11 protein-coding genes and 2 pseudogenes are annotated in these 17,013 nt (G+C 66.1%); 7 read left to right on the forward strand and 6 right to left on the reverse strand.

The window, feature by feature from the left end:
- Nucleotides 1-11: 11 nt before the first annotated feature.
- Nucleotides 12-302, reverse strand: a complete 291-nt coding sequence (locus AB0H61_RS29435) for a transposase (protein ID WP_357310751.1) — start codon at nt 300-302, stop codon at nt 12-14.
- Between the two features lie 211 nt (nt 303-513).
- Between AB0H61_RS29435 and AB0H61_RS29440 the strand changes: the two genes are divergently transcribed.
- From AB0H61_RS29440 to AB0H61_RS29465, 6 genes are all read left to right on the forward strand, one after another.
- Entirely contained in the window at nt 514-747 is a 234-nt protein-coding gene (locus AB0H61_RS29440) for a hypothetical protein (RefSeq protein WP_357310753.1), read from the forward strand.
- Nucleotides 747-2,852, forward strand: a complete 2,106-nt coding sequence (locus tag AB0H61_RS29445) for a type VI immunity family protein (RefSeq protein ID WP_357310755.1) — start codon at nt 747-749, stop codon at nt 2,850-2,852. The genes AB0H61_RS29440 and AB0H61_RS29445 overlap by 1 nt, the downstream gene beginning before the upstream one ends.
- Before the next feature lie 287 nt (nt 2,853-3,139).
- Entirely contained in the window at nt 3,140-4,015 is an 876-nt protein-coding gene (locus AB0H61_RS29450) for an endo alpha-1,4 polygalactosaminidase (protein WP_357310757.1), read from the forward strand.
- A gap of 1,027 nt (nt 4,016-5,042) precedes the next feature.
- Nucleotides 5,043-7,238 (forward strand): S8 family serine peptidase, encoded by a 2,196-nt coding sequence (locus tag AB0H61_RS29455; RefSeq protein ID WP_357310759.1) that lies wholly within the window; start codon nt 5,043-5,045, stop codon nt 7,236-7,238.
- Between the two features lie 11 nt (nt 7,239-7,249).
- On the forward strand, nt 7,250-8,566 hold the full coding sequence (locus AB0H61_RS29460) for a hypothetical protein (RefSeq protein WP_357310761.1): 1,317 nt from the start codon (nt 7,250-7,252) through the stop codon (nt 8,564-8,566).
- A gap of 1 nt (nt 8,567) precedes the next feature.
- The gene (locus AB0H61_RS29465) at nt 8,568-10,214 is read left to right on the forward strand and encodes a hypothetical protein (RefSeq protein ID WP_357310763.1); all 1,647 of its coding nucleotides are present in this window, start codon (nt 8,568-8,570) and stop codon (nt 10,212-10,214) included.
- A 265-nt stretch (nt 10,215-10,479) separates the two neighbouring features.
- Here AB0H61_RS29465 and AB0H61_RS29470 read toward each other — a convergent pair.
- The 4 genes and pseudogenes from AB0H61_RS29470 to AB0H61_RS29485 all read right to left on the reverse strand — a co-directional run.
- Nucleotides 10,480-10,689 (reverse strand): annotated as a pseudogene (locus tag AB0H61_RS29470) (hypothetical protein); the annotation flags it as partial.
- 12 nt (nt 10,690-10,701) lie between these two features.
- Complete coding sequence (locus AB0H61_RS29475) at nt 10,702-11,922, reverse strand: IS110 family transposase (RefSeq protein ID WP_357310765.1); 1,221 nt, start codon at nt 11,920-11,922, stop codon at nt 10,702-10,704.
- Between the two features lie 207 nt (nt 11,923-12,129).
- Nucleotides 12,130-12,512: pseudogene (locus AB0H61_RS29480) on the reverse strand (DDE-type integrase/transposase/recombinase); the annotation flags it as partial.
- A 341-nt stretch (nt 12,513-12,853) separates the two neighbouring features.
- Nucleotides 12,854-13,267, reverse strand: a complete 414-nt coding sequence (locus AB0H61_RS29485) for a DUF6463 family protein (protein WP_357310767.1) — start codon at nt 13,265-13,267, stop codon at nt 12,854-12,856.
- Between the two features lie 191 nt (nt 13,268-13,458).
- Between AB0H61_RS29485 and AB0H61_RS29490 the strand changes: the two genes are divergently transcribed.
- Complete coding sequence (locus tag AB0H61_RS29490) at nt 13,459-14,028, forward strand: helix-turn-helix domain-containing protein (protein ID WP_357310769.1); 570 nt, start codon at nt 13,459-13,461, stop codon at nt 14,026-14,028.
- 265 nt (nt 14,029-14,293) lie between these two features.
- Here AB0H61_RS29490 and hrpB read toward each other — a convergent pair whose 3' ends face one another.
- Nucleotides 14,294-16,735 carry an ATP-dependent helicase HrpB gene (gene hrpB, locus AB0H61_RS29495; RefSeq protein WP_357310771.1) on the reverse strand — a complete coding sequence of 814 codons (2,442 nt, stop codon included), beginning with the start codon at nt 16,733-16,735 and terminating at the stop codon, nt 14,294-14,296.
- Nucleotides 16,736-17,013: the final 278 nt, after the last annotated feature.

Consider the following 17,013-nt stretch of genomic DNA (forward strand, 5'->3'; position numbering starts at 1 on the left):
CGCGGGTCGATCTACCGCGCAAAGAAAATCGAGGCCGCTTTCAGAATCTCGTTGGCCTCCTTCAGATCTCGCACCTCGCGTTCGAGTTCCTTGATCCGCGCCTGCTCGGCACTGGTCACACCAGGAGCCTTGCCGGTGTCGATCTGGGCCTGTTTCACCCAGACACGCAACGTCTCGGCATGGACGCCGAGTTTCGAGGCAAGCGCCTGGCAGGCCGTATACGCCGACGGATACCCCTCCAGTCGGTCCAGCACCATCTTCACCGCACGCTCACGCTGCTCGATCGGATAACGCTTGGGCATGGCCCACATCCTCCACAGAGAAGGAAGCGGCCGGAAAGTCGGGGCGGTTCACCTCGCCGGTCTGTTTTGATCAGCCTGGTCACCGTCGTACGGCCCCGAGCCGGTTTTCGGCTGACAGTTCGCAGAAGAGGACCGCTGGCGAAGGCAGCCTCTACGATGCCGTTGACACTCAAATCCGTTGGGGCCGTGCTGGCAAAGACCTGGAGATGATATGCAGCTTTCGGATACCGCAGACGTTCCGGAGAGGGATAACCGCGAAGCATGGCTCGCCTATGTGGATCTGCTGACTGCAGCAAGCGACTCGATTCGACTGGGGCACAACTGTGAGACCGAGGACGGGATCCAGGTCCAGCTGGTCACGGCCTACAAGGCAAGGGAACGGAAACTGGTGCTGGATGGGCCGCGGGAAGACGGCCGCCGGCGGTTCACCCGGGTTCGCGGCTAATGCTCGAGGCGACGATCTCTCGCATCCTGACCGTGCTGACCGAGATCGCCGAGCGCGAGGGGGACGAACCGGATCCGGGGCCGCGCCCACCCACATCGGCGTCTGCCGTCGCCGAGGCCCGGCGGGCACGGGGCGGCGGTTTCTCGCCGGAGTACCTGGACTTCTTGCACCTGCACGACGGCTGGCCGGAATTCCCATGGGGCATCACGCTCTTCGGCACGAGCGAGCTGACCGATGACGAGACCTACCCGTACTACCAGGAGACACTGGAGGACTGCGAGGCGCCCGAGAGGCTGATGGACGCCCTGATCGTGGGCGCCTCCGGCAACGATCCTTCCCTGGTACTGCTGCTCGACACCGGCGAGGTGGTCGACTTTCTGTACGAGGAGCGGGCCCGCTATCCCGGCTTCGGGGCTTTCCTGGCCGACAGACTTACCGCTGTGGAGTCCTATCTGGAGCAACTGTTGCAGCATGCGGAGGCCGCGCGCACCGACTGGACCCCGGAACATCGCGCCGCCAAGGAGGCACGGCTTCTCGAGGAACTGCGCGCCGCGGCGACCGCCCGCCCTCGCGCGGCGGTCCCGGTTGCCACGGTTCCGCCAGCGCATGACCCGATACCCGCTGCCGTCGAACCCGGCGATCTGAGGGTGGGCAAGAAGGAACTCGAGGCGTCGGTGATGCTCAGCCTGGTGGTCTACCTCGGCTCCTATCCCTCACCGGACGAGGTGATCGGCTGCTTCCGAGCCTTCCGCCGTCATTTCCCAGTCGACGGCACTATGACCTGGGCCGTGCCGAACGCGTTCGGCGGCTTTCCGGAGGACGCCGAACACCCCGACGACGAGTCGTGGGCCCCGCAGATGCGCGTCGACGTCGGCGGTCACTTCGGCATCCGAGTCTCGGTGCGAGCCGAGGCCACCGCTGAGCGCTCATACACCCTCAACCTCCGCGGCATCCCTCCCACCGACGACGCCCGCCCGCGGGCCGCGTTCTGCGAGGTCATCGTCCCCGCCGACGAGGACCCGGAGAGGCTCGCACGACTGACGGCCGAGTTGACCGCGCTGCTGCCGGTTCGGTCGGGCCACGGCGGATACAGCGCGTACGTCTGGGACCGCGACGCCGCCAAGGACCAGCGTGTCTTCTCCTGGTGCCGTCGCTTCTTCGCCCTCGATGTCGGACAGGTCGACGGCTGGCTCGAAGCGGCGACCGAACATGTGGTCGGCGCCGGGTGGCTGACCGTCCTCGGCCCTGCATTCGTCACGCACCTCGCCGGACCCGCACTGCCGGCCTTCACCACCCCCGGCATCACCGTGACCCGCTCACAGGGGGGCGGAGTCGTCATCCGGGCGGGCGAGCGCCCCTCCCTCGGCGATGTGCACCGCGGCGAGTTCCCCGTCGCCCTGGCCGAGGTCGACCGATACCTGCTGCCGCTCAAGACCGGCGGCTGGCACCACACGTCGACCTGGTGGCCCACGCCGGGCCAGGCTTGGCAGCTGACCTACGACGAACTTCCCGGCGGTTTCGCCGACCACCGCGCCACATCGGCCTGGCTGACCCGCCTCATCGACCCGCAACGCTTCCTCGGCCCCACCGCCCGCGAGCAGGGCGAGGAACTTCTCGATCAGCTCAGCCGCAGACACGGCGGCGACTGGGCCGACCAATGGCGCACCGATCCCGACGACTTCGCGTGGCTACTCGGTCTGCTCACCAACGCCGCCGATCCCGCGGCCGGTCCGGAGAGTGTCACCGCCCTAGAGTTCGTCACCGCCTTCCCCGACGACGCGCCGGCCCAGGCGTACAACCGGCTGATCTACTGCTACCTGCTGCACGACCATCTCGACCGTGCCGAGGCTCTGCTGCCGACCGCCCTCGAACACGCACCGCGCGCCCCACACATCTTCCACAACGCCGCGTGCGTCGCGGCCCGCGCCGGCGACCACAGGCGCGCACTGGAATTCGTACGCGCCGCGATGCAGCACGGCTACGCCGACTTCGCCTCGATCCTCGACGACGAGGACCTGCGGGGTCTGCACGACGACCTCGCCTTCATCGCGCTCTTCACCAGCGGGCTGGGCCCCAGATCCGACGAGGAAGAACAAGCCACATAAAGGACAAATCAGGCAGCATGGGACGCCCGCTGGAGGAGCGCGGCCGCAGCGAGCACAGCGCGAAGTGACACAACGTCGAACAGGGCCAACGGGCATCTCGCGACACTTTGGTTTGCCGCTCAGCAAGCGCGACACCGTCGTTTCCTGGTCCTGCTCCCCCGCTGGATACAAAGTCACCGGTATGGCGGTCGAGCTGCCACCGATCTCGGGGCTTTGACGGAGCTGTCCGGTGATGGTTGTATCTTCCTGTGCCTGAAGGGTTTTCGACACGGGTACGTGGCGGGGTAGTGGCCGGTGAAGCCCTTCGGATCGAAGCCGTCATCAAGGAACGAAAGAGTCTTGTGATCACCACTTCCACCGCACGCATTCGTCGGCACTTGGCGACCGCACTAACGCTCGTCGCCGCGGCCACCAGCATCGTTGCGCAGCAGACCGGTACCGCGAGCGCTGCGGCGATAACCCTGCCTCCGCTACATGCCGGGTTCGACTACCAGATCACCAGTCCCTACGATCCGCCGGCGGGAGTCACGGTCGTCAGTCGCGATCACAGCGCCGAGCGGGCCGATGGACTGTACAACATCTGCTACGTGAACGGCTTTCAGGTCCAACCGGGTGCGGAGAGCGAGTGGCCAGCGGACCTATTGCTGCGCGACAAGGACGGCAAGGTCGTCTACGACACGACGTGGAAGGAGGCACTGCTGGATATCCGCACAGCCGACAAGCGCACCCGTATCGCGGACCAAGTCAACCAGTGGATCGACGAATGCGCGAACAAGCGTTTCGATGCCGTCGAGGTCGACAACTATGACAGCTACAGCCGATCGAAGGGGCTGCTGACCACCGACCAAGCGGTCACCTTCATCACCATGCTCGCCAAGCACTCGCACGACCGCGGCCTGGCCATCGGCCAGAAGAACGCGGCCGAACTCGTGGACAAAAGGACCACTGCCGGACTGGATTTCGCGGTATCCGAAGAATGCGGAGACACCGCGGAGTGTGGTGACTACGCGTCGGCATACGACAACCACGTCATCGATATCGAATACACCGAAGCAGGCCTGTCGGCGGCGTGCGAAGGCTACGCAAGCAGGCTGAGCATCGTGCTCCGGGACGTCGACGTCGCCACTCCACGTGATCCCGGCTACGTCCGGAAGACATGCTGAAACGCGCACCGTCCAGTCGGGAAGGACCCGTCGCGGCATCCGGTACTCTCGCGGCCTGAACTCCTCTGCGAGGATCTCCGCGATGTCACCCATACGTACCGGCCTCCCGCCGCGGAGGGGTTTCCATCGCCAGTCTGTGGGCTACAGCCACATCCCGGACTATTGGTGCCCAACCGATCCACAGGAGCCTGGGTGCTGAGCCAGCGAGCAGTCCGCGGACGACGAGTTGTGAACTGCGGCACGCGGTTACCGCTATCCAGCGTGTAGTAGATCTGATACGGAGGGGCGCTCTGGCCGACCACATCGCAGGCACTGCGCGACGCCGCCACCCAGGTCCGACCGAGCCGGAGGAGCCGTTCGTGGCTGGATTGGCGCCGCCGCCATCGCGATAGCCACCAGCACGGCCGCGGTCCTGGGCGTTCCGCACGACGCCGTCGCGCTCGACGGCCAGGACGAACACCATGGACCGCCTGCATCACGACGCCTGGGCGAGGCGGCACGAGCGCCGCGGTCGACCTCCCTTGCTCGGTCGGTATCACGAGCGATTCGGCGACCACACTGTGCAGATCGGTCGCCGCATGGCGTTCATGGCCACAGGCGTATCCCCGACGACTGGTCTCAGCGGGAACCTGGCAACGAATGATCGTCACAGTCCTTCACCATCGAGATGGTGCAGCGCTTCATCGACGGGGGCGCGCCATGTCGTGCACTGCATCACCCCGAACCTCGCGATGGCAACCAGCGAGGTACTCACCAACCTCGGCTACGGTGCCGCCGAATCGATCGGCGCTCGAATTCGACCTGATCCGTTGTATGGACGAATTGGGAGTTGTCGGATTCTTATTCCCAGCGGCGGCAATTGGGTCGCCCCGGCGCGGGTGTGGTTCGACTTCACCGAGTTCTCCTGTCAGCGCCCCGGCGCATCACTAGCATGAGTACTCCGATGACCGTCGTCGAAGCTCGGCTGAGGATTTCACACTAGTGGTGGGAGCTTGCCATGGCGTTGATGCGAGTCTCAGCAGTATTCATGGACTCTGCGGATCTCCAGCCGATCGCCGACCGAACCATCGAACAGTCCGGGCACGTTGTCATTTTCGACGCGGACGAAACCGAACTTCCGCAATTGTCCGAGTCCGGTCTGTTCATTCAGAACGTGACCCAGAGTCCCGCCACGACCCCGCAACTCTTACCGCCGTCCACCGACCGCATGCTCGCTCCGCCTCCCGCTGAACCCGAGCTGGCGGGGCTCGAGCTCGAACCATTCGAGGTTCCCGAGCCCGAGACGCCGGAACCGACCTCGGCCAACGTGTACATCATCGACATGGATGGTCCGCTGACTTCTGACCGGATCACCGCTTTCACCGATCTCGGCTGCGTTCTGCTCGAGCGAATCGGTCGCATGTCGGCAACTATGCGAGTCCCGCCAGGTAGCGTCTCCGCCCTCGATGACCTACCCGGAGTGCTCGGCCACCGGCTCTATACCGCGACGGACACACTCCATGCCGCACTCATCGCGCCGCCGTCCGCACTGGAGTCGATCACATTCGACGCGCTCGCCCACGAACCAGCCGATGTCGAGGTGATCGAGCAGTGGTTGTCTCAGCGCGGCGTCTTGGTGGTCGCCAAGTCCGTGCGCAAGGTCCGTTTCGCCGCTATCCGCAATGACACGCGCATCGCTCAGCTCGCGGCGCTGCCCGAGGTCCGCCAGATCGACGAGTACCTCGAACCGGAGCTGTCCAATGACGTGGCGAGAAAGATTCTCGGTGTCGATAATCCGGCGGGCCCGGCCGGGACGGTGACGGTGCCGTGGACCGGTGCGGGCCAGGTCGTCGCCGTCGCCGACAGCGGCATCGACGAGACCCACCCCGACTTGAGCGGGCGGATCACACATCGTTTCGCGCTGGGACGCCCCGGCGACACCAGTGACCCGGTCGGCCACGGCACACATGTCGCGGGTTCGATCGCCGGCAACGGCCCATCGGTGAAGGGCGTCGCGCCCGCCGCCACGCTCATCGTGCAGTCCTTGTCCCGCTCCAACGGCAAACTCAACCTTCCGCTCGACCTCGGCAACCTGTTCGAGCAAGCCCATCGAGCGGGCGCGCACATCCACAACAATTCCTGGGGCGCTCTGGCGCGTTCGGCGTATCGGATGAGCGCGCTCGAACTCGACGAATGGGCGTGGCACCACCCAGAGATGCTCATTGTCGTGGCCGCCGGCAATAACGCGAACGCGGCGGCAAACATCAACGCTGCCACGGGCTTCGTCGACCTGCTCTCGATCGACGCACCCGCGACGGCGAAGAACGCGCTGACCGTCGGCGCCTCGCGCACCCCGCGAGCAGTCCGCGGACCCAACTGGCGTGTATTCAAACCTGCGGCCTTCCCGGATGATCCGATCGGGAGCGAGAACGTCGCGGGCGATCCGGAGTGTCTGGCCGCGTTCAGTGGTCGCGGTCCGTGCGACGAGCAGTTACGTCTCAAACCCGACGTGGTCGCGCCGGGTACTTACATTCTCTCGACACGTTCGTCGACCGCACCGGACTCGGCGTTCTGGCTCGAGCACGACACCCGTTACGCCTATATGGGCGGCACGAGCATGGCCACGCCGCTGGTATCCGGGATCGCCGCGTTGGTCCGCGAGTACTACGTGAGCGACCGTGGTCACGAGAATCCCAGTGCGGCGCTGCTGAAGGCGACGATCGTGGGCGGCGCCCGCTGGCTGACCGGTTCCGACGCGACCGCGGATCATCCGACCGAACCGAATTACCATCAGGGGTTCGGGTGCGTCGATCTCACCACGTCATTGCCGATACGCAACCGGGTCGGCTCCCCACCCACCCTTGAATTCGTCGACACGATGTTGAAACCATCCGAGCAACTCGCCCAAACCGGCAGCGAGCGGAAGTACATGCTACGTGTCAGGCAGGCTGGGCTGCGATTGTGTCTGGCCTGGACCGACCCGCCCGGTCGCGGCGTGCAGAACTCGCTCGCGCTGACATTGCGGCATACCTCGGGCCACCAGTGGGCCGGTAACGAACGCCGCCCGTCGACAGGATTGCGAATGGTCGACTCCGGCAACAACGTTCAGGTGATCCGGATCGACGACGCACCCGCCGGGACCTACCAGTTGCAGGTCACGGCCACCAACCTGTTGCGTGGACCGCAAGCATTCGCTCTCGTCGTCACCGGTGATCTCACCTCGCCACTTCGACTCCAGCCCTGAGAGAGGAAACGATGTCCCGTTACGACGCACCCGGAAGCACCGATGACTTCGCTCGCGGCGGCGACCCCACCGCGCTGGCAATTGGCTGGCACAATATCGTCAGCGGCTGGATCGGGGCGCGCGCCAGCGAGCCCGATGACGTAAGCAGCGCCTTTTTCGACGCACTGGACAGCGATGGCGATGTCGTACCCATCGCATGGGATGCGTTCCCACTGGCCCTGCGAACCTGGTTCGCCACCGAACCTGATCCCGAGCTCTCCCGGCATCAGGCAGCAGAGACACTCACCCCATGGAGACCCGGAGGAAAGGCACCCCGCGCACGCCGCGATAACTCTCTCGCCGAACCACTTGCCCTGTTCCGGCGACAGCAGGACGAGTACTGCGAATGGTTCACCCACCGCGACGGCGCCGGGCAGATCACGAGGGTGGACTTCACCTGCGAGGGACCCGAGTACTGGACACACATCAGCGAGGACCGGCAGCTGTGTCTGCAGCTCTACCGCGAGCACGTCAGCCCGGGCGTGCAGATGTCGGACCTCTACTGGGATCACGACGTCGTGATCCTGGACGAAGGCTCCTGGAAAACCTGGGCCAAGGCGGGCGACTACAACATCCTCAACCGCTGGACCACAACCCACGGGGCAATGCACCTGACCCACGAGGCCAACACCCTGGAGGCCGAGATCCATCTCGCCGCCGATGCCACCGTGCTGCGTGCCGTCGACGGGACCCTCGTCGACGATCCGGGCGCACTCATCTGCTGCTCCGGGTTCGGCGGAGCGAGCCGGTCCAGCGATCCTCTCATCGGGTTCGGCGTCAACCGCGCTGTATCCGCCGGCAAGCGTGTGGGTTTGGCCAACCCGGTCGGCCTCTACATCGCCGACCTCAACAAGGGCGCCTTCACCGACGACAACGGCGACCCGGTCGACGGGTGGCAGGTTACCCGAGGCGATGCTGCACGACAGCGGGTACTGCGTGCAACTTTCACCCCGCCCGACGGGGCGCCGGTCCTGGTAGGTGGGATTCCGCTGACGTTCGGCGGCCAGGTCACCGACCACATCCAGATGGTGCTCTACGGAGTGGTGGCGCCGAAGCCAGGCGGTGCGCCCGCGCCGCAGGAGTGCATGGCCAAGTGTTGCACGCATCCCGACCGGCCGGGTTTTCGAATCGTCGTCCGACCCAACCGCGATTGCTCCCAAATAGATTGGGATGAGTCGGCCCCCGCAGGTCCGGACACCGCCGCCGGTCCCAGCTTGGCCGCCGCTGATGCCGAGGATCTCAGCGACATCGTTGTCACCGAGTCAGCGGTCCTTACCTACAGGCGTTGAAATGACAACGCCACTGTTCGAGCCGGACTCCGACATCACGACCGGGCCGCTGTTGGCCGATGCACCTGTCGAGCCGGTACTGGACGTCGACGAGATCCAGGGCGCCGTTCTACCCGGCTTCAGCACATCTTTTCAGCACCTTGTCGGACTGCGTTTCCCGGACGCGTCGACTTTGCGGGCGTGGCTACGTGGTCCACACGCGAGCGTTTCGACGCTTGCGCAGGTGATGACGCAACGCAATCTGCGCCGAGCCGCGCTGCGTGCCCGGCAACCACGCCCGCAGACCCCGGTGATGCGCTGCGTGGCATTGTCGGTCGACGCGCTGCGCATGCTGACGCCCGACGCCGACCAGGTGAACGACCCGGCATTCAAGGGTGGCATGGCATTTCGCTCCACTCTGCTCGGCGACCCCGAGGACAAGGAAGTAGACGGTCACCGCTCGCGATGGCGGTTCGGTGGTACCCCCGCGACGACACCACACGTACTCGCGGTACTGGCGGCTGAGTGGTCCTTCGACCTCGACGACGCGGTCAAGGACTTACTAGCCGGATCGACGAGCGCGACGGTGCTGTTCGAACAACGCGGTGAGCTACTACCCGGCGACATCGAGCATTTCGGGTTCCGCGACGGCGTATCCCAAGTAGGTGTCCGGGGCCGATTATCACAGCACGAACGTCACTTTCTGACACGGCGATGGCTCGACCCTCAACTTCCGCTGGCCCGCACCCATGCCCGACCAGGCCAGCCGTTGGTGTGGCCTGGGCAATTCGTCTTCGGCTACCCAGGTCTGCACCCCCACGATGCGCTCGAACCGGGGCCCGTAATCTCCGGCGGGCCTGCCTGGACTGTCAACGGATCGCTGCTCGCGCTGCGCCGACTGCGCCAAGATGTCGCGGCATTCAGCGCTTTCCTCGCCGCGGAATCCGTCCGGCTGAGCGCGTGCCCAGGATTCACAGACGTCGACGCCGACCGACTCGCGGCGGCAATGGTGGGACGCTGGCCCGATGGCAGCGCCCTGGTCCGCAACCCCACCACCGCCGATCCAGCCGACGCACAGGACATGCTGTGCACCAACGCTTTCGAATACGCTCGCCCCACCCTCGAGGCCAGGGTGTGCTCAGATCCCCTGGTCGCGTTCGAGGGTCTGGCCGCACCAGCGATCGGGGAATTGCGAGAGGTCACCGGCTCGGCCGCCGACGCCGAGGGCCTCGCCTGTCCAGCATTCGCCCACATTCGCAAGGTCAACCCGCGGGACCTGGCCACCGACAAGGGCGGTGCGATCGAGACGTTGGCTATGCAGATGATGCGTCGCGGCATCACCTGGGGCAGCGCGTTCACCCCGGGGGAACCGCCTGATGCCACCGACCGCGGACTGTTGTTCATGTCGTATCAGACGTCCCTGGTACGACAGTTCGAACTCATCTCGACCACCTGGATGAACAAGCACAACGCCCCCGAGGGCAACTCCGGGCACGACCTGCTGCTCGGCCAAGTCAGCGATGGACAACCGCGATACGCCAAGTTCAGCCGTGGCGATGACAGCCAAATGATCACCGCCACCGACCGTTGGGTGATACCCACAGGTGGCGGCTACTTCCTCGCGCCATCTCGATCGGCACTGGAACGCTTCGCCCTGCCAGAGCAATGAACGCCTCGATAACACTGCGCCTGGGCCTGAACCCGGGAGCGAGCCAAAGTGTTTGCTTTGCGAACCTGGCTGATACCCGGTGCTCTGCCCGGCCACGGTAACGACTGACAGGGACTCGGCCGCTGCTCAACTCGGTGTCGAGACGCCCGGGACGTGGCATTACTGAGCCTGCGACTCAACAGTCCATGTTGTCAGCCTTCGCCCGCTGGTACTCGAAGTACCGGTCGGCGAGCATCCCGAGTGCGATCAGGGGATTGCTGCACGATCAGGTGACAAGTTCGATCACGCGGCCTGACTGGCCGGTGGGGCCCATGATGGTCTCGTATTCGGCTGGCGTCAAACGGCCGAGGGTGGTTTGCCAGCGGGGGCGGTGGTAGGTGCGTTCGATCCAGATGACGACCGCGATGCGCGGTTTCTCACGGCTGCACCAGGATCGGCGGTCGAGGACATTCTTCTGCGGCAGCGCGAAGGAATCTCAATGACGATGTCAAGCCGCGGCCGGGACTCCGTTGACGCTCGGGGGCTTGGTGTCGAAGGGGCGGTTGTCGCGCAGCAGTGCCCACAGCACGTCGACCAGGCGCCGGGCCAATGCTAGGAGGGCTTGGGTATGGATGAGTCGTTCAGTGCGTTTGCGCTGGTAGTAGGTTCGCGAGGGTCCCTCGTTGCGGATCGAGGACAGGGCGGCCATGAAGAACACGCGCCGCAGTCTGCGGTTGTAGCGTTTGGGCCGGTGCAGGTTGCCGCTGATGCGGCCGGAATCGCGGGGTACCGGGACGAGCCCGGCGTAGGAGGCCAGCCGGCCCGGGCTGGTGAACTCGGCCAGGGCGTCACCGCCGGTGTTCACGAGGAACTCGGTGCCCAGGTGCGGGCCCATGCCGGGCAGCGACTCGATGATCGGCGCCTGGGGGTGTTCGTGGAAGCGGGCGGTGATCTGCTTGTCGAGGTCCTTGATCTCGCGGTCGAGATCGAGCAGTTTGACCGCGAGCCGCTTGATCAGTGTGGCGGTGGTGGCCTCGCCCGGCACGGCGATGTCCTGGGTGCCGGCCGCGGCGACCGCTTGGGCGGCCATCGCGGAGATGCCTTTACGCCAGGCCCCATGTTCGGTGAGATATGTTGTGACGCCGTCGATTCCGGCGTCACCGATCTCGGTCGGGGTGCACAGTCCAGCGACCAGGATCAGCGGCGAGCGCGTCGAGTAGTCGAACGCGCCCTCCAGGGCGGGGAAGATCGAGGCGAGCATGGCGCGCAGTTGGTTGACCCCGCGCACCCAGTCGCCCATCAGGTCGGTGCGGTAGCTCGACAGCTGGGTCAGCTCGGCGATCAGTTCGTCGGGTGCGGTCACCGGTTGCAGGTCGGTACGCATACGGGCGGTGTCGGCGATGACGCGGGCGTCCTTGGCGTCGGTTTTGCCCTCACCGCGGAATATGCCGGTCATGGTGGCCACCATGCGGCCGGGCACATAGACCACCGACTCGCCAGCGCTCAGCAGCACCGTGATCAGCAACGCGGCCAGCGGGCTGGTCAGATCGATCGCCCACCGCAACTCGATCCCGGTGTTGCGGGCGCGGTCGATCACCGCCTCGATCGCCCGCTGATCGTTGGCGAGCTTGCCCGACCAGCACGCCTTGCCGCTCTCGTCGACCACGCACACATGATGGCCGACCTTGCCGACATCGATGCCGACCCAAATCCTCTGGCGCAGAGCCACTCTCACACTTCCGTTCGCGCAACCGAAGCCCGTGGACAACCCCGCCATCAGGTCCCTAACCAGCGACGAACCGCATCAGATCTCAATCAGAGGCCGGAGCGTCCAGCACGGCGGGGCAGCCATTCCTTCGGAGCCACAACAGCTGCAACAAACCATCAGCTACACCCCACCGTCCTGGGCATCCAGGGCACCAACCCCAGACATCTACAAACTTAGGGAACTCTCCATGGCGGCGTTGTCACCGGCCGCGCCGGCGCGGCCCATTGACTCGGCCATGTCGTGACGGGCCAGGGCTCGCATGAACTTTCGGCTTCGGAATTGCGATCCGCGGCCGGTATCCAGAATGCAGCCGGTCACGTCGCCGCGGTGCGCCGCAGCGTTGTTGAAGGCATACACGGCGAGTGTCGATTTCATTCGCGAGTCGATGGAGTAGCCGACGATCCGGTTGGAGTAGATGTCCTCGACCGCACAGATGTAGAGCTTGGCCCTCGCCGGTGTGGTGCTCGCCGATATCCGGCCAGCCACGACCGGTTCGGGGCTTCAGCGCGGAAGTTGCGGCGCACTAGCTCATCATGAGCCGGCGGGCCCGCTTTGCCCTTTCCACTGCGCTTTTGCCCGCACAGCGAGTGGCGGCGGGCCGCATTTCAGAACCCGGTCATCCCGGTGACGATCCCGGACCTCGGCGCGGGTGCGAAACCGGTGCCGGTGGGCGAACTCGACTTTCAGGGTGGAGTTGAACGTCTCGGTGTCGTTTACCAGCGTGATGGGACCATCGTGTTGCCAGTCGAGGGACCACCGACAGCCTCGACGAGGAGAACAGGTTGCCGTATTGCGTGGCCGGTCTTGGAGGTCGGTCGGGGGGCGACGACGGTTGACTTCCGTCCCAACGGGTTCCGTCGCGTAGGTTCGCCGCTGGCCATGCTCGCCCCCGTTACATTGCGGCGACCTGGGGCGTGGTGTTACCACTGCGGGCGGCGCGGCGGGCGCCGACTAGCAGCAGGACGGCCGCGATCAGGAGGAGCAGCAACGGTGAGGGGCCGGAGAGAACTGCGGTGATCACCGTCCAGCACGCAACACTCCACGCGATGAACGGTGGCGGTGCAATCCCGCGGCGGCTCAGCCACAACACCATCAGGCCGACCACGATGAGTGGCGGGCCGAAACTGAAAGCCGTGTACCAGAACGCGGCAGTAGTGTGGGTCATCGCGATGGGGTCGGTGTTCTGTTTCTCCCACAATGCCAAGCTGAACCAGTCCTCGGCGTAGTGGGGGATCGTCTGCACCAGGGCACCCAGCGTGTGTCCGACTCCGCACAAAGTGATGAGCCAACCAGCCCACTTGATCATTTGAACTCTCCATTCTCCGCCCGGAGCGGCACGGCTTCGTGGGGGGATCCGCGCAGTCGCAGTCCTGTCACCCAAGGCCGCGTCGCGGGGTCTCCGGCTGCCCCCTTCGGGTTATGCAGTACTGTATAACCAGAGGTTAGACGTGTTGTGCAGTACTGCACAACTGGCTGAGAGGTGAGGTGGGACACGGTATGGGCGCGTTGCGCACGCCGCGTGAGAAATGGGTCGAGGAGGGCCTGCGAGCACTGGCCGAAGGCGGGGTGGATGCCGTGCGCGTCGACGCCCTGGCCAAGCGGCTCGGCGTGACCAGGGGTGGCTTCTACGGCTACTTCGCCGACCGGGAGGCGCTGCTGGAGGAGATGCTGGACACTTGGGAGCGCGAGAGCGTCGACGCAGAAATCGATCGGATGGAGCAGGAGGGTGGCGCGCGGGACGAGGTCCGGCTGGCGAGCCGGTTCCTCCAGTCCGCCGACCGCGTGCGCCCGATCGACCTGGCGCTGCGCGACTGGGGCCGCCGTGATCAGGCTGTCGCCGAGCGTCTACGCCGCGTGGACAACAAGCGCATGCGGCTGGCGCGCGAGATGATCGGCACCTTTTGCCCCGACCCCGACGAGGTCGAAGCCCGCGCCCTGCTGGCCTTCTGCCTGGCCATCGGTAGCGCCTTCCTCGCCGCCGACCACCCCGGCCGCACCCGCGCCCAGGTCATCGCCCGCGCCGCTGAGCTCATCCTCGCCCGACCACCCGGCGTCCCCGCCGGATGATTTGGTTCGCAACCCAGCGGACCTTCACACCACGGAGAAACGTGTTCTATCAAGAAATCCGGGGCTGTCGGTGGTCCCTCGCTGGCAACGTGGTGGTCCCATTACGCTGGCGAACGACATGTCGGCACGGCTGTTGTCCAGGGCCGATCCGACCTGGCCCATCGATTGCACGACGCCCAGGGCGCGGCAGAGCCGGTTGAACGCCGCAGCGGGTGTGCGGACCATTTCCCCACAGCCAAAACGAGGGATCAGCGTGGGGTCTCGGCTAGCCGCGGCCGGCGTTGCGAGCAGTGCCGCGGTGGGCGGGCACGGTGGTGGGGTCTTCCGGCCAGGCGTGTTTGGGGTAGCGACCGCGGAGGTCGGCGCGGACTCGGGGCCAGCCGGTGCGCCAAAAGGATGCCAGATCAGTAGTGACTGCGACCGGGCGTTGGGCGGGTGAGAGCAGGTGCAGCACGATCTGGACGCGGCCATGGGCCAGCCGTGGCGCGTCTGTCCAACCGAAGACTTCCTGCACTTTGACCGCGAGCACCGGCGGGTCGGTCGAGTAGTCGAGGCGGGGGTGGCCGCCGGAGGGGACCGCTAAGCGTTCCGGCGCTAGTTCGTCCATCCGGGCGGCGTCCGGCCAGGGCAGCAGACGACCCAGTGCCTGTCCGGCATCGATGCGTTCGATGTCGGCGCGGCGGCGGGCAGTGGCAAGTTCGGGGCCGAGCCAGGTGTCGGCGGCGGCGAGCAGCGACTTGTCATCGACCGGGGGCCAGGGGGCGCCCAGGGTGCGGTGCAGGAAGTCGAGGCGCTGACGTAAGGCGATCGCATCGGAATCCCAGCGCAGCAGGCCGAGACCGGTCGAGCTCAGTCCGCGACGCACCGCGGCGCCGAGCAATTGGCGATCGGGATCACGAATCGGCTTCTCCGACAAGATGATCGCCCCCAGTCGTTCGACCCGGCGAGCGACCACATCGCCGTCGATCCAATCTACCTCGTCGACGGTCGTCAGCAGGCTCGATGCGGCACGGCGGGCCAGCTGTTCATCAGCGACCGCAGCCAACCGTATCCACCCGTCGGAACGGCCCGGATCGCGCGTCGCAATGCCGACCGCCAGCCACTCCGCATCACCTATTCCGGAGCCGGACGGCAGCGTCACCGCAGTGCCGCCGACCATGAGATAGCTCGCCGAACCCGGGCCGCGCCGTCGCGCCAACCGCTCCGGATGAGCCAGCGCGACAACGAAAGCCGGATCGTCGACCCCGTCCGACGCCTCGATCAATCGTGCCAGCCGCTCGACCTCCCGCCGCCAGCGTGCCGGCCGCTCGCGCCGCAGCACACGCAGGCCAGCCGTGAGATCAACTCCGGATACAAGAGTGTCGTCGTCGAGGACACTGACCACTTCCGCAGCCGCCCGAGCACCGACCTCGGCCGCCCCGTCGAGCAACGCCCGTGCCAACCGAGGATGCAGCCCGATCCGGGCGATGCGCCGCCCACGGTCGGTGACAACACCGTCTCCGTTCACGGCCCCCAACGCGCGCAATACATCCCGGCCGGCAGCCAACCCACCGGGCGGCGGAGCATCCCACCAGGCGAGGCCATGACCATCAGCCGTACCCCAACACGCCAGTTCCAACGCCAACCGAGTCAGATCCGCCGTCCGAATCTCCGGCTCCGGATAGGCAGGCAGCGTGCCGTGCTCGTATTCCGGCCAGCATCGCCACACCCGCCCCGGAGCCTCACGCCCAGCCCGCCCGGCGCGCTGCTCGGCCACCGCCACCGAGACTCGAACTGTCGCAAGCCCGGACAGCCCACGCCCCCGATCGATGCGTGGGACCCGAGCCAGTCCCGAATCCACCACCGCCCGCACCCCGGGCACCGTCAAACTGGACTCCGCCACCGCCGTGGCCAACACCACTCGGCGCCGCGGCCCCGGCCGCAACGCCGTGTCCTGCGCCGCGGCGGAAAGTCTGCCGTGCAACGGAACGAGATCCACGCCGTCCACGTCGGCCAGAAGCGCGGTAGTCCGGCGGATTTCGGCTGCCCCAGGCAGGAAGACGAGCACGTCACCCTCGGTTCCGTCGAGCGCGGCCCGGGTGGCGCGTGCCACCTGTGCTTCGACTCGCTCGCGTGGCAACGACGCAACATACGTCATATCCACCGGATAGGTCCGCCCCTGGACCTGCACCACCGGCGCCACGCGATCCCCACCCAACAGCGCCGAAAGACGTTCAGCCGCAACAGTCGCCGACGTAGCCAGCACCCGCAGATCCGGCCTCAACCCAGCCCGAGCATCGAGCAGCAACGCCAACAACAGATCCGCGTCGAGATGCCGCTCATGACACTCATCGAGCAAAACCACATCAACCCCCGCCAACTCGGGATCGCTCTGCAACCGTCGCACCAGCAACCCCGACGTGACGACTTCGACCCGAGTGTCCCGCCCTACTCGTCGATCCCCTCGGACCGAGTACCCTACGGTCTCCCCCACCGACTCCCCGAGCAAAGCAGCCATCCGCGCAGCTGTGGCTCGAGCCGCCAACCGTCGAGGCTCAGCCACCAGCACCCGCTGCGCAGTCCCCGCCGCCAACGCCAACGGCACCAAGGTCGTCTTCCCAGTCCCCGGCGGCGCGACCAGCACAGCAGTCTCGCGCTCGGCCAACGTCTCGACAATACGATCGAGAACGCCACGGACCGGTAGATCAGGAAGCTCAGGCAGTTTCATTACCAACCAGTCTGTCGATGGATCATCTACCCCGACAACTCCGTCCTCTACCAACGCCCGACCGGATCAATCACCACATCCACCGCCCAGTCCAACTGCTCCGCACATCGCCGATTCGGAGACCCATCCCATCACCGGCCACGTGCGAGGTCGGCGGCGGGTCCGCCGGATGATCGAGACGGCGCAGACATACGCGGGCACAGGTTCACTCGCCTGTCAATCGACAGATCGCTCCCCCTGGTCCGCGACCGAATCCTCGCGAGACTCATCGATCCCGA

The sequence above is a fragment of the Nocardia sp. NPDC050710 genome (assembly GCF_040654375.1).
Taxonomy (GTDB): Bacteria; Actinomycetota; Actinomycetes; order Mycobacteriales; family Mycobacteriaceae; genus Nocardia.

Excerpts from the sequence above, each read along its gene's own strand:
- AB0H61_RS29435 (WP_357310751.1), bottom strand. The coding sequence starts at position 302 with ATGCCCAAGCGTTATCCGATCGAGCAGCGTGAGCGTGCGGTGAAGATG.
- AB0H61_RS29440 (WP_357310753.1), top strand. The coding sequence starts at position 514 with ATGCAGCTTTCGGATACCGCAGACGTTCCGGAGAGGGATAACCGCGAA.
- AB0H61_RS29445 (WP_357310755.1), top strand. The coding sequence starts at position 747 with ATGCTCGAGGCGACGATCTCTCGCATCCTGACCGTGCTGACCGAGATC.
- AB0H61_RS29455 (WP_357310759.1), top strand. The coding sequence starts at position 5,043 with ATGGACTCTGCGGATCTCCAGCCGATCGCCGACCGAACCATCGAACAG.
- AB0H61_RS29460 (WP_357310761.1), top strand. The coding sequence starts at position 7,250 with ATGTCCCGTTACGACGCACCCGGAAGCACCGATGACTTCGCTCGCGGC.
- AB0H61_RS29465 (WP_357310763.1), top strand. The coding sequence starts at position 8,568 with ATGACAACGCCACTGTTCGAGCCGGACTCCGACATCACGACCGGGCCG.
- AB0H61_RS29485 (WP_357310767.1), bottom strand. The coding sequence starts at position 13,267 with ATGATCAAGTGGGCTGGTTGGCTCATCACTTTGTGCGGAGTCGGACAC.
- AB0H61_RS29490 (WP_357310769.1), top strand. The coding sequence starts at position 13,459 with ATGGGCGCGTTGCGCACGCCGCGTGAGAAATGGGTCGAGGAGGGCCTG.
- hrpB (WP_357310771.1), bottom strand. The coding sequence starts at position 16,735 with ATGAAACTGCCTGAGCTTCCTGATCTACCGGTCCGTGGCGTTCTCGAT.